Source organism: Pseudomonas sp. DD1 (assembly GCF_044510355.1).
Lineage (GTDB): Bacteria > Pseudomonadota > Gammaproteobacteria > Pseudomonadales > Pseudomonadaceae > Aquipseudomonas > Aquipseudomonas shahriarae.
Map to the genome: position 1 here is coordinate 27,334 of NZ_MSAJ01000010.1, position 12,207 is coordinate 39,540.

10 protein-coding genes and 4 tRNA genes are annotated in these 12,207 nt (G+C 60.7%); 7 read left to right on the forward strand and 7 right to left on the reverse strand.

All coding sequences use genetic code 11. The features are described 5' to 3' along the window. Nucleotides 1-77: 77 nt before the first annotated feature. The 3 genes from preA to hydA all read right to left on the reverse strand — a co-directional run bounded on the left by preA (nucleotide 78) and on the right by hydA (nucleotide 4,305). Nucleotides 78-1,352, reverse strand: coding sequence for an NAD-dependent dihydropyrimidine dehydrogenase subunit PreA (gene preA, locus PSFL_RS07625; RefSeq protein ID WP_057441482.1), 1,275 nt, complete (start codon nucleotides 1,350-1,352; stop codon nucleotides 78-80). Further along, nucleotides 1,353-2,720 carry an NAD(P)-dependent oxidoreductase gene (locus tag PSFL_RS07630; RefSeq protein ID WP_397469862.1) on the reverse strand — a complete coding sequence of 456 codons (1,368 nt, stop codon included), beginning with the start codon at nucleotides 2,718-2,720 and terminating at the stop codon, nucleotides 1,353-1,355. Between the two features lie 145 nt (nucleotides 2,721-2,865). Then, nucleotides 2,866-4,305 (reverse strand): dihydropyrimidinase, encoded by a 1,440-nt coding sequence (gene hydA, locus PSFL_RS07635; RefSeq protein WP_057441486.1) that lies wholly within the window; start codon nucleotides 4,303-4,305, stop codon nucleotides 2,866-2,868. 600 nt (nucleotides 4,306-4,905) lie between these two features. On the opposite strand from hydA, the gene PSFL_RS07640 reads away from it, so the two are divergent. Both PSFL_RS07640 and PSFL_RS07645 read left to right on the forward strand, forming a co-directional pair. Continuing rightward, nucleotides 4,906-6,393, forward strand: a complete 1,488-nt coding sequence (locus tag PSFL_RS07640) for an NCS1 family nucleobase:cation symporter-1 (RefSeq protein WP_057441488.1) — start codon at nucleotides 4,906-4,908, stop codon at nucleotides 6,391-6,393. Between the two features lie 127 nt (nucleotides 6,394-6,520). Next, nucleotides 6,521-7,801: a Zn-dependent hydrolase gene (locus PSFL_RS07645; RefSeq protein ID WP_115128512.1), complete on the forward strand. Its 1,281-nt coding sequence runs from the start codon at nucleotides 6,521-6,523 to the stop codon at nucleotides 7,799-7,801. Between the two features lie 39 nt (nucleotides 7,802-7,840). Here PSFL_RS07645 and PSFL_RS07650 read toward each other — a convergent pair whose 3' ends face one another. Next, a complete protein-coding gene (locus PSFL_RS07650) occupies nucleotides 7,841-8,002 on the reverse strand; it encodes a hypothetical protein (RefSeq protein WP_170045434.1) in 162 nt (53 codons plus the stop codon). Between the two features lie 212 nt (nucleotides 8,003-8,214). Here PSFL_RS07650 and PSFL_RS07655 point away from each other — a divergent pair, with 212 nt between their 5' ends. Next, nucleotides 8,215-8,901, forward strand: a complete 687-nt coding sequence (locus PSFL_RS07655; RefSeq protein ID WP_057441587.1) for a peptidase C39 family protein — start codon at nucleotides 8,215-8,217, stop codon at nucleotides 8,899-8,901. Between the two features lie 48 nt (nucleotides 8,902-8,949). Here PSFL_RS07655 and pbpG read toward each other — a convergent pair whose 3' ends face one another. The 3 genes from pbpG to folD all read right to left on the reverse strand — a co-directional run bounded on the left by pbpG (nucleotide 8,950) and on the right by folD (nucleotide 11,326). Then, nucleotides 8,950-9,873, reverse strand: a complete 924-nt coding sequence (gene pbpG, locus PSFL_RS07660) for a D-alanyl-D-alanine endopeptidase (protein WP_057441495.1) — start codon at nucleotides 9,871-9,873, stop codon at nucleotides 8,950-8,952. Nucleotides 9,874-10,119: 246 nt separating this feature from the next. Further along, nucleotides 10,120-10,443: a hypothetical protein gene (locus PSFL_RS07665; protein ID WP_147283343.1), complete on the reverse strand. Its 324-nt coding sequence runs from the start codon at nucleotides 10,441-10,443 to the stop codon at nucleotides 10,120-10,122. A gap of 28 nt (nucleotides 10,444-10,471) precedes the next feature. After that, the gene (gene folD / locus PSFL_RS07670; RefSeq protein ID WP_057445013.1) at nucleotides 10,472-11,326 is read right to left on the reverse strand and encodes a bifunctional methylenetetrahydrofolate dehydrogenase/methenyltetrahydrofolate cyclohydrolase FolD; all 855 of its coding nucleotides are present in this window, start codon (nucleotides 11,324-11,326) and stop codon (nucleotides 10,472-10,474) included. 280 nt (nucleotides 11,327-11,606) lie between these two features. Here folD and PSFL_RS07675 point away from each other — a divergent pair. From PSFL_RS07675 to PSFL_RS07690, 4 genes are all read left to right on the forward strand, one after another. Next, nucleotides 11,607-11,683 (forward strand) — tRNA-Arg (locus tag PSFL_RS07675). 32 nt (nucleotides 11,684-11,715) lie between these two features. Continuing rightward, a tRNA-His gene (locus tag PSFL_RS07680) sits at nucleotides 11,716-11,791 on the forward strand. A gap of 58 nt (nucleotides 11,792-11,849) precedes the next feature. After that, nucleotides 11,850-11,934, forward strand: a tRNA-Leu gene (locus PSFL_RS07685). A 77-nt stretch (nucleotides 11,935-12,011) separates the two neighbouring features. Next, nucleotides 12,012-12,087, forward strand: a tRNA-His gene (locus tag PSFL_RS07690). Nucleotides 12,088-12,207 lie beyond the last annotated feature (120 nt).

A 12,207-nucleotide genomic window follows, 5' to 3' on the forward strand; every position in this document is an offset into this window, starting at 1 on the left:
AGCCAGCTCCCACATTGGATTGGATTCACACCATTGAAATGTGGAAGCTGGCTTGCCTGCGATAGCGATTTAAATGGTTACACAGCCTCCCGATAGGGGTTCCTCGGATCCTGGGTCCAGTTGAGAAACGGCTTGCCAGTGTCCATCGGCACCATCTCGATGCAATCCGCCACCGGGCAGGTGATCTGGCACAGGTTGCAGCCCACGCATTCGTCGTCGATCACTTGGTACACGTGGGTGCCATCGGCCTGCTTGAGGCTGGCAATCGCCTGGTGCGAGGTGTCTTCACAGGCAATATGGCAACGCCCGCAGCCGATGCATGCGGCCTGGTCAATCTTGGCGATGACCTGGTAGTTGATGTCCAGGTACTTCCAGTCCGTGGTGTTGCCCACCGCGCGCCCGGAAAAATCCTGCAGGCTGCTGTAGCCCTGGCTGTCCATCCACCGCGACAAGCCATCCTTCATCTCGTCGACAATCCGAAAACCATGCAGCATCGCCGCCGTGCACACCTGCACTGCACCGCAGCCCAGGGCCACGAATTCTGCGGCATCGCGCCAGTTGCCGATGCCGCCGATCCCACAGATCGGCAGGCCCTGGGTCTGGGGATCGCGGGCAATTTCGGCGACCATGTTCAAGGCAATCGGCTTCACCGCCGAGCCGCAGTAGCCGCCGTGGGTGCTTTGGGTGCCGACGATCGGCAGGGCGACCATGCGCTCCAGGTCGACGCTGGTGATGGAGTTGATGGTATTGATCAGCGACACCGCGTCGGCGCCCCCGCGATACGCGGCACGGGCGGCCACGCGAATATCGGTGATGTTGGGCGTGAGCTTGACGATCACCGGCAGCGAACAGTAGGTCTTGCACCAGCGTGTCACCTGTTCCACGTACTCTGGCACCTGGCCCACGGCCGCGCCCATGCCCCGTTCCGGCATGCCGTGGGGGCAGCCGAAGTTCAGTTCGATGCCATCGCAACCGGTGGCTTCTACCAGGGGCAGAATGTTTTTCCATGACTCTTCGACGCACGGCACCATCAACGACACAATCAGTGCGCGGTCCGGCCAGTCCTTTTTCACCTGGGTGATTTCCCGCAGGTTGATCTCCAGGGAGCGGTCGGTAATCAGCTCGATATTGTTGATACCCAGCACTTCGCGGTTGGCGCCAAAGTGCGCCGAATAACGGGACGAGACGTTGACCGCCGCCGGGTCCTCACCCAGGGTTTTCCAGACCACGCCACCCCAGCCGGCCTCAAAGGCGCGGACCACGTTGTAGGCTTTGTCGGTGGGTGGCGCAGAGGCCAGCCAGAACGGGTTGGGGGCTTTGATACCGGCGAAGACAATCGAGAGATCGGCCATTTACGCAGCCTCCACGTTGAGCATGAGTTGAGCGTGCATGGCCTCGGCGGCCAGCTTGCCGTGTTGCACGGCCTGGACGGTGAGGTCTTGCCCGAGGCTGATGCAATCGCCGCCGGCATACACGCCGGGGATGCTGGTTTGCAGCTGCGCATCGACAAAGATCCGTTCACCCTGGCGTTGCAGTTGCTGGGCCAGGGGATCGTGCAAGGCCTGCTCGTCGAAGCCTTGGCCGATGGCCTTGAAGATCGCATCGGCCGCCAGCTCGAAGGTTTCGCCGGTGGTGTGCAGCCGGCCGTGTTCCAGGCGCGTGCGGGCAAAGCGCATACCGCGTACCTGGCCGTGGTCGTCCAGCAGCACGGTGTCGGGTTGGGCCCAGGTCAGCAGGCGGACCTGGTTGGCCTTGGCGATCTCCTGTTCATGGTCGGTGGCGCCCATGTCGGCAAGGCCACGGCGATATACCAGGTTGACGTCCCGCGCGCCCAGGCGAGCCATTTGGACGGCCATGTCGATGGCGGTATTGCCGGCACCGAGCACGATGCAGCGGTCGGCCAGGGGCAGTTGGCTGAGGTCGTCGGCCTGGCGCAGCTCACGGATGTAGTCGGTGGCGGCGAGCAGGCCGGGGGCGTCTTCGTGGGGCAGGCCCAGGTGTTTGCTGGCGGCCAGGCCCAGGCCGAGGAATACCGCGTCGAATTGCTGGTGCAGGTCGCTCAGGCTCAGGTTGTCGCCCAGGCGCTGGCCGTGGCGGATTTCGATGCCGCCGATCTGCAAGAGGAAATCCAGCTCCTGCTGGGCGAAGTCATCCACCAGTTTGTACTTGGCGATCCCGTATTCATTGAGGCCGCCGGCTTTTTCCCGGGCTTCGAAAATCACCACGTCATGCCCATGCAAGGCACTGCGATGGGCGCAGGACAGCCCCGCAGGCCCGGCACCGACCACCGCGATGCGCTTGCCGGTAGGGGCGGCGCGCTGGAACGGGTGTTGCTCAAAGTGCGCGTTGTCGATGGCATAGCGTTGCAACAGGCCGATCAGCACCGGGGCGCATTCGTCGCTGTGGTTGCGCACACAGGCCTGCTGGCAGAGGATTTCTGTCGGGCAGACCCGGGCGCAACTGCCGCCGAGGATATTGGCCGAGAGAATCTTCTGCGCCGCGCCCTGGACGTTGTCGGTGTGGATATTGCGAATGAACGAGGGGATGTCGATCTCGCTGGGGCACGCGTTGACGCACGGCGCGTCGTAGCAATACAGGCAGCGCGAGGCTTCCAGGTGGGCCTGGCGGGCATTGAGGGGCGGTGCCAGGTCGGTGAAATGGCTGGCGAGGGTCGCCCCATCTTCGTTGGGGTGGGGGAGGTGGTTCAGGGTCTGGATCACGGTAAGGGCCTCACGGTTTTTTTGCCTCTGGCGGGCATTGGTTTTTTGTTGTTTGCACTGGCCTCATCGCGGGCAAGCCTGCTCCCACATTTGATCGGGTTCACCTATCAACGGGTGGCAGCTGGCTTGCCTGCGAGTGGCGATTTCAGCGGTTTATCGCGACTGGCCTGGAATGCTCGGCCCGCTTGCGCAGCTGCTCGAACACCGCCGGATACGCCGGCCGTTCGACATAGCGCCCGGCACCACGCTCGGCGCGCAGGTCGCCATCGACCCACACCAGCTTGCCCTGGCTGATGGTGTGGCTGGGTACGCCGCGTACGGTCTTGCCTTCGAAGATATTGAAGTCCACCCGCTGGTGGTGGGTCTTGGCCGAGATGGTCCGTGTGCCCTGGGGATCCCACAGCACCAGGTCGGCATCGGCACCGACGCGGATCGCCCCCTTGCGTGGGTAGAGGTTGAAGATTTTTGCGGTGTTGGTGGAGGTCAATGCGACAAACTCCTGCATCGACAGGCGCCCGCTGTTGACGCCTTCGTCCCACAGCAGCGCCATGCGGTCTTCGATGCCGGCGGTGCCGTTGGGGATCTTGCTGAAGTCGTCACGCCCGGCGGCCTTTTGGTCGGCGCAGAAGCAGCAGTGGTCGGTCGCGGTGGTGTGCAGGTTGCCCGATTGCAGGCCGCGCCACAGTGCGTCTTGATGCCCGCGGGGGCGGAAGGGCGGGCTCATCACGTAGCCCGCTGCGGTTTGCCAGTCGGGATGCTGGTACACGCTGTCGTCCAGCAGCAGGTGCCCGGCCAGGACCTCGCCGTAGACCGCCTGGCCCTTGGCGCGGGCGTAGGTGATTTCGTCGAGGGCTTCCTGGGTCGAAACATGCACCAGGTACAGCGGCGTGCCGATGGTTTCGGCAATCCGGATCGCCCGGCTGGCCGCTTCGCCTTCCACTTGTGAAGGGCGCGACAGCGGATGGGCTTCGGGCCCGGTGATGCCCTGGGCCATCAGCTTGCGTTGCAGGTGATACACCAGCTCGCCGTTCTCTGCATGCACGGTGGGCACTGCGCCCAGTTCCAGGCAGCGTTCGAAGCTGGCGACCAGGGTGTCGTCGGCGGCCATGATCGCGTTCTTGTAGGCCATGAAGTGCTTGAAGCTGTTGATGCCGTGGTGGCTTACCAGCTCGGCCATTTCCTCGCGCACCTGTTCGCTCCACCAGGTAATCGCGACATGAAACCCGTAGTCGGCCGCCGACTTCTCGGCCCAGCCGCGCCACTGATGGAAGGCCTCCAGCAACGACTGCTGCGGGTTGGGAATCACGAAGTCGATGATCGACGTGGTCCCGCCCGCCAGGCCTGCTGCCGTACCGCTGAAGAAGTCCTCGCTGGCCACGGTGCCCATGAAGGGCAGTTGCATGTGGGTATGGGGGTCGATACCGCCGGGCATCAGGTATTGGCCGCTGCCATCGAGTATCTCGGTGCCGGCGGGCACCTCCAGATCAGTGCCAATAGCGCGGATTAGACCGTCTGCGCACAAGACATCGGCTGGATAACTTTCATCATGGGTAACAACGGTGGCGCCGCGGATCAACAGAGACATGCCGAGTTCCTCAGGGGCTTGACCGGCTTATGCCAGTTCTAAGTGTTGTAGTTCTGCTCACCGTACAGAATCTATTCTTGTCATCGGTGACAGGAATAGAAACTAGCCCGAGTTTTTCGAATGATCAAGATTATTTTTTATAAGTATATATCCGTAATAACTCGTTGATTTACAAGAATAAAAACTGAAAATCACCAAAATGTAGCGACCTCTCACCATTTTGACGCACTTGACAGGTTCCCAATATGAGCAACATTTCCTATTGCAAATCAGACGCTTGAGAGTTGCCTCTTGACGGCAGGCAGTAATAAAAATAATTGTGTTGCACCAGATTGAGTCCTGATTGTTCGGACAACTTCTGCGTTATTTGGCCTGAGTAACGTTGAAAGTGCCGTGGGACTTTTCGGTAAACAAAATAAAGCTGATAAACATCAGCCAGTTATATAAGCGGTACGGATGCGGTGAAGGTGTGCGGCACGGTAATTGAGTGCGCTGCCGGTTGGCCGGGTCCGTGATGTCATGTTGTCCATGCGGGACTGCGGCCATCCAGCGTTGAACGCCGGATGAGCAACAATAATTCAAAAAAACCGTGGAGCGGCCATGCAACAGAACAGATCGCAAGTCATAGAACGCGACGGCCTGTATGAACTCGACGCCGGCAGCGACGTCCTCGACAGCCCCCGTTACAACCACGATATGGCACCGACCAAGGTGCACGAACGAACCTGGAACAAGTGGCACATCACCGCGCTGTGGGTCGGCATGTCGATCTGTGTGCCGACCTACACCCTGGGCGGGGTGCTCACCGCGTACTTCGGCTTGTCGGTGGGCGAGGCGCTGGTGGCGATCCTGCTGGCCAATATCGTGGTGCTGGTGCCCCTGACGCTGAATGCCTTTCCGGGCACCAAGTACGGCATTCCGTTCCCGGTGCTGCTGCGTTCATCCTTCGGCATCCTTGGTTCCAATGTGCCGTGTCTGATCCGGGCGCTGGTGGCCTGCGGCTGGTTCGGTATCCAGACGATGTTCGGCGGGCTGGCGATCCACTTGTTCCTCGGTTCGATCTTCGAGGGCTGGAAGAGCCTGGGCGGCACCGGTGAGGTGATCGGCTTCATGATCTTCTGGGTGCTGAACCTGTGGGTGGTGCTGCGCGGTGCCGAGTCGATCAAATGGCTGGAAACCCTGTCGGCACCGCTGCTGGTGGCCGTGGGTATCGGCCTGCTGGTGTGGGCGTTGCCCAATGTGTCGCTCAGCGAGTTGATGGCGATCCCGCCCAAGCGGCCAGAAGGGGCGAGCCTGACGGGGTACTTTATGGCCGGGCTGACCGCGATGGTCGGGTTCTGGGCCACCTTGTCCCTGAATATTCCTGACTTCAGCCGTTATGCCAAAAGCCAGAAGGACCAGATTCTGGGGCAGATTTTCGGCCTGCCGCTGACCATGTTCCTGTTCGCCGCCCTGGGCGTGATCATGACCGCCGCCTCGGTGAAACTGGTGGGGGTCAGCGTCTCCGACCCGGTGACCCTGATCGGGCACATCCAGAGCCCGGTGTGGGTCGCGGTGGCGATGGCGCTGATCATCATTGCCACGCTGTCGACCAACACGGCGGCCAATATTGTCTCGCCCACCAACGACTTCCAGAACATCGCGCCCAAGCTGATCAACCGCACCACCGCCGTGATACTCACCGGCCTGGTGGGGCTGGCGTTGATGGCCCACGAACTGCTGAAAAAGCTCGGCCTGATCGTGTCCGATGTCAGCCTGGAAACCGTGTATTCCAATTGGTTGCTGGGTTATTCGAGCCTGTTGGGGCCGATTGCCGGGATCATGGTGGTGGACTATTTCCTGATCCGTCGCCAGCAACTTGACCTGGCGGGGCTGTACCGCGATGACGTGTACCCGGCCTGGAACGTGGCGGGTTTTATCGCTTTCGGTGTGCCGGTGGTGCTGACCTTGCTGTCGTTGGGCAGCGATGCCTTCAGCTGGTTCTACAGCTACGGCTGGTTTACCGGATCGGCATTGGGCGGGGTGTTGTATTACGGGCTGTGCAGCAAGCGCAAAACCAGTCCTATCGCCGCTAAATTTCCGTCGTAAATGCGGTCAATGTGGGAGCTGGCTTGCCTGCGATAGCGGTGGTAACTGACCCGCCGCCATCCCAGGCAAGCCAGCCCCCACGGATATCGCGCCGACTCAAACAATAATATTGCCTGAGGAGATCCCCATGAACGCTGCCATCGACGTTCTGCAACCCACCCATCAGCACATCAACCGCGACCGCCTGTGGCAGTCGTTGATGGACCTCGCCAAGCTTGGCGCTACCCCCAAAGGCGGTGTGTGTCGCCTGGCCCTGACCGACCTTGATCGTCAGGCCCGGGATCTGTTTGTGCAGTGGTGCGAGGCGGCGGGGTGCACTGTGACCGTCGATGGGGTGGGCAATATCTTTGCTCGCCGCCCGGGGCGCAACCCGGCGCTGGCGCCGGTGATGACCGGCAGCCATATCGACACCCAACCCACTGGCGGCAAGTTCGATGGCTGCTTCGGTGTACTGGCGGGTGTGGAGGTGTTGCGCACGCTCAATGACCTGAAGATCGAAACCGAGGCGCCGCTGGAGGTGGTGGTGTGGACCAACGAAGAAGGCTCGCGCTTCCCACCGTGCATGATGGGCTCCGGGGTGTTCGCCGAGAAATTCACCCTGGCAGACACCCTGGCCAAGACCGACGCCGAGGGCGTCACGGTGGGCGATGCACTGAATGCGATTGGCTATGCGGGCACCCGGCCGGTCAGCGGGCATAAGGTGGGGGCCTATTTCGAAGCCCATATCGAACAGGGGCCGATCCTGGAAGACGAACGCAAAACCATCGGCGTGGTGCTGGGGGCGCTTGGCCAGAAATGGTTCGACCTGACCCTGCGCGGCGTTGAGGCTCATGCCGGGCCGACGCCGATGCATCTGCGCAAGGACGCTCTGGTCGGCGCTTCGGCAGTGGTGGCTGCGGTCAACGCCGCAGCCCTCGGCCATCAGCCCCATGCCTGTGGCACCGTGGGTTGCCTGCAAGCCTACCCGGGCTCGCGCAATGTGATCCCCGGCGAAGTGCGCATGACCCTCGACTTCCGCCACCTGGAACCGGGGAGCCTGGATTCGATGATTGCCCAGGTGCGCCAGGTGATCGACGACACCTGCGCCAAGCACGGCCTGACCTTCGAAATGGTGCCCACCGCCGATTTCCCACCGCTGTATTTCGATAAGGGCTGTGTCGATGCAGTGCGTGAGGCGGCCAATGGCCTGGGGTTGTCGAACATGGATATCGTCAGTGGCGCCGGGCACGACGCGATCTTCGTCGCTGAACTGGGGCCGGCGGGGATGATATTTGTGCCGTGTGAAGGCGGGATCAGCCATAACGAGATCGAAAATGCGGCACCGGATGACCTGGCGGCGGGGTGCGCGGTGTTACTGCGGGCGATGCTGGCAGCGTCAGTTGCGGTCGCTCGCAAACAGCTGGCCTAGATCTGTAGGGGCCGGCTGCCTGCCGGCTCCTGGCTGGGCTCAGGCGTGATGCGCGACTGGCTTGTGGCTCTTGGCGTGTGCAGCGGGTTTGGGTTGTGGATGATGGTGCCGGCGGGTCACGCGCAAGACCCCCCACAACATGGCGCCGGCGACGGCCAGCCAGCTAAGCACCAGCATGAAAATCGTGGTTGTCAGGCTCATAAGTGCCTCCTTTTGCCCTGTGCAGGGCACTCACTGTCTTTGCAATGGACAGTCTAGCTGCCTCCCGGTTGCGTGCTATTGACCAATGGTCGTGTACATCCAACTTGTTTGCTCTATGCCGGGCTTTTTACTGTGGCCCAAGGCTATACCCGCGTCCCCGGGCGCCCTATGATCAACGCCCCAGCCCGCTGATGATCAAGAGAGTGAAGAAGTTGCGTTTACGGTCGAACCTCAAAACATCCTTGTTGGTGGCTGCCTGCGTCCTCGGCTTGGCCGCGTGTGCGGGGCATCCCACTCCCTCGAACCTCCGCGGTTTGCCCGAGCGCGTAGAGCTCAACGGGGTGCCAGCGTTTCGCGGTGACACCTATCAGGGTGGTCCGGCCGCTTTGGCTAGCATGCTGTCGCAACAAGGCATTGTGATTACACCGGGCTTGCTGGATAAGCCATTGCACTTGCCGGGCGGGGAAGCCGACCTTGAGCGCAATATGCAGGTACTGGCGCGTGAGTACGGGATGCTGGTGTATCCGCTGGACCCCAAGCTGACCGCGCTGTTGGCGCAGGTGGCGGCGGGCTACCCGGTGATGGTGCGGATTACCGAGGGCTCGACGCTATGGGCCGAGCCGCGTTATGCGGTGCTGGTGGGGTTTAATCAGCAAAACAGTACGGTGGTGTTGCGAGTTGCCAGGGACCGGAGACGCCCAGTGGCGTTCAGCGACTTCGAGTCCGCCTGGAAAAGCGCCGGCCAGTGGGCGGTGCTGGTCCAGCGGCCAAGCCAGTTGCCGGCCAACCTGGATGCGGGTAGGTGGCAGCAGGCCGCCAACGCCACGGCCCAGGCCGGCCAGGAACAGGCGGCCGCCCAGGCACTCAAGGTGATGGCCGAAAGGCCGAAGCAGCCATAATGCAAACGGCGCCCGAGGGCGCCGTTTTTTGTGCCTGTCAACCGTGCCTCAGTGGGACTGGGCGACCCCGGTCTGGCGGGCCTTGAGGTTCTTGTCGGCCTTGTATTGCAGGGCCACGTCCGGCACCGAGCCGCTCTTGCCGGTTTCGATCCACTTGCGGATGCGGCTGGCATCGGCAAAGTGTGTGAACTTGCCGAAGGCATCGAGGATCACCAGCGACACCGGGCGGTTGCCCATGCTGGTCACCAGCACCAGGCAGTGGCCGGCCTGGTTGGTGAAGCCGGTCTTGGTCAGCTTGATATCCCAGTTGGCACGGTTGACCAGGTGATCGGTGTTGGAAAAGCCCAGGGTGTAGTTGGGCTTGCGGAACGACACGGTTTTTTCCTTGGTGGTGCTCAATTGCGTGAGCATCGGGTACTTGCGCGCGGCCTGCACCAGCTTGCTCAAGTCGCGGGCGGTGGACACGTTATGGATCGACAGACCGGTCGGCTCGACATAGCGCGTGCTGTTCATGCCCAAGGCCTTGGCCTTGGCGTTCATCGCGGCAATAAACGCGGCATAGCCGCCCGGATAGTGATGGGCCAGGCTGGCGGCGGCGCGGTTTTCCGAGGACATCAGGGTAATCAGCAACATCTCCTTGCGCGGCATCTCGCTGTTGAGCTTGACCCGCGAGAACACCCCTTTCATTTCCGGGGTGTCGCTGATGTTGATGGAGATGTACTCGTCCATATTCTGCTTGGCGTCCAGCACCACCATGCCGGTCATCAATTTGGTGACGGAAGCAATCGGCACCACTACGTCGGGGTTGCTGGCGTAGATCACCTTGTTGGTTTGCAGGTCCACCAACATCGCGCTGCCCGAAGCGATGTGCAGTTGCGAGGTGTCCCGTGGGGCCAGGGTGGTTTCGCTGGCGTTGGCGACAGTGCCTGCGAATGCGAAGAACAGGCTGACAAGAGAAAGACGAATATTCACGCGGATGAACTCGCTAAAAGGTAGAAAAATACCGGGTGTGACCGGCTATATGAAAAATGACGTTACATATTATTAGTATGGATCAGAAACTGATAGAGAGCCTTTAAATAAAGGCTGTAAGCCGATGATTGGTTAGGGTTGTAGCGCAAAGCGCATTGGCGCGCAGATATGGCAAAAACGCTTCTGTCAGCCCTGGGCATGTAGGACTGATACAAAAACCTCAGGGCCTTTGAGAGGGGCTTTTTGTCAGCGGTGCGTCGAGTAGGAGTCGTTGAAATCAGGGACGAAGATGAACGGTAAAACGATTCGTTGGGCCACCCATTTATTACTGTGCGTAGGGGTACTACAACGTTGTTGATCGGTGAAGCCGCAGATGCCACTGACCATCATAGGGTTATGGGGTTTGGGGATTGCACTGCTGATTGGCGTTGCTTTTAAGTGCGCAGGCATCACTTTCAGAAAGCCGCGGCGCACTGTTCTGTCGAGCGGGAATAAAAAAATCCGCTGCCAGACAGCTGGCAGCGGATTTTTCAGGAGGCCCGGTGTGACCTGTGAACAGCCTTGGGTCAAGGCGGGGCTCTTTTGGCGCTGCAGGTGATCAGCTGTGCAGGGTTTCGGCCGCGTACAGCGTGTTTTCCAGCAGGCAGGCACGGGTCATCGGGCCAACACCACCCGGCACCGGGGTAATCCAGCCGGCACGGGGCAGGGCGGTTTCATACACCACGTCGCCCACCAGCTTGCCGTCGTCCTGACGGTTGATGCCGACGTCGATCACGATGGCGCCTTCCTTGATCCACTCACCCTTGACCAGGCCCGGCTTGCCGGCGGCGACTACCACCAGGTCGGCACGGCCGACATGGCCCGCCAGATCCTTGGTGAAGCGGTGGGTCACGGTCACGGTGCAGCCGGCCAGCAGCAGTTCCATGGCCATTGGGCGACCAACAATGTTGGACGCGCCGACGATCACGGCGTCCAGGCCGTACAGGTCGACGCCGGTGCTTTCCAGCAGGGTCATGATGCCCTTCGGCGTGCAGGGGCGCAGCAGTGGAATACGCTGGGCCAGGCGACCGACGTTATAGGGGTGGAAACCGTCGACGTCTTTGTCGGGGCGGATGCGCTCCAGCAACAGGGAAGCATCAAGATGCTCCGGCAGCGGCAATTGCAGCAGGATGCCGTCGATATTCGGATCGTCGTTGAGGCCGTCGATCAGGTCGGTGAGGGCCTGCTGGGTGGTGTCGGAAGGCAAGTCGTAGGCCTTGGAAATAAAGCCGACCTCTTCACAGTCTTTACGCTTGTGCGAGACATAAACCTGGGAGGCAGGATCGCTGCCGACCAGGATCACCGCGAGCCCCGGCGTGCGCAGGCCAAGCTGGCGACGCTCGGCGACACGTTTGGCGATCTGCTGGCGCAGGCTGGCGGCGATTGATTTGCCGTCGATAAGTTGTGCAGTCATTACGCGTGATTAACCATCGAGAGGGGGAGGAAAAGTGCGCGCATTCTCGCACGCCAGGACGTGAGGGCAAAGGCGCTTGGTCTGCAAATTCCCCTAACCCCTTAAATAAAATGAATTTTTTTCAAAAAAGATTTGACGGCCCCTGGGGGCGTCTATACTATTCGTCGCACTTGTCGGGCACAGCCTAGCACTGGTTAAGAAGGTCGAGCGCAATAGCTGTTTGATTGTGTGAGGCTGGAAGCATTTAGTTTGTAGTCCTCCAAGAGTACAGATTAATCAGGCGCCCGTAGCTCAGCTGGATAGAGCATCCGCCTTCTAAGCGGATGGTCGCAGGTTCGAGTCCTGCCGGGTGCGCCATTAGGCAGCTTTGGCACAAGTAGCGCAAGATGGTGGGCGTAGCTCAGTTGGTAGAGCACGGGATTGTGACTCCCGTTGTCGAGGGTTCGATCCCCTTCGTCCACCCCATATTTCAAAAGGCGCCAGATTTAACGGTCTGGCGCCTTTGTTTTAAAAGTTTCAAGCCGCGGATGTGGTGGAATTGGTAGACACACTGGATTTAGGTTCCAGCGCCGCGAGGCGTAAGAGTTCGAGTCTCTTCATCCGCACCAAATACAGCGTCACCCTTGCCATGGGCTAGGTTGGGGCTTAACAGAGAAGGCAATTGGCTTCTTTGTCACGCAATATGGTGGGCGTAGCTCAGTTGGTAGAGCACGGGATTGTGACTCCCGTTGTCGAGGGTTCGATCCCCTTCGTCCACCCCATATTCCGAAAGGCGCCAGATTTAACAGTCTGGCGCCTTTTTTGTTTTAGCGGTTTGCGTATTCGGCGGCTGCAGGTACTGGGTCGCAGGGGTGGGGCGCTTCGTCGTATTTTTGTTTCTC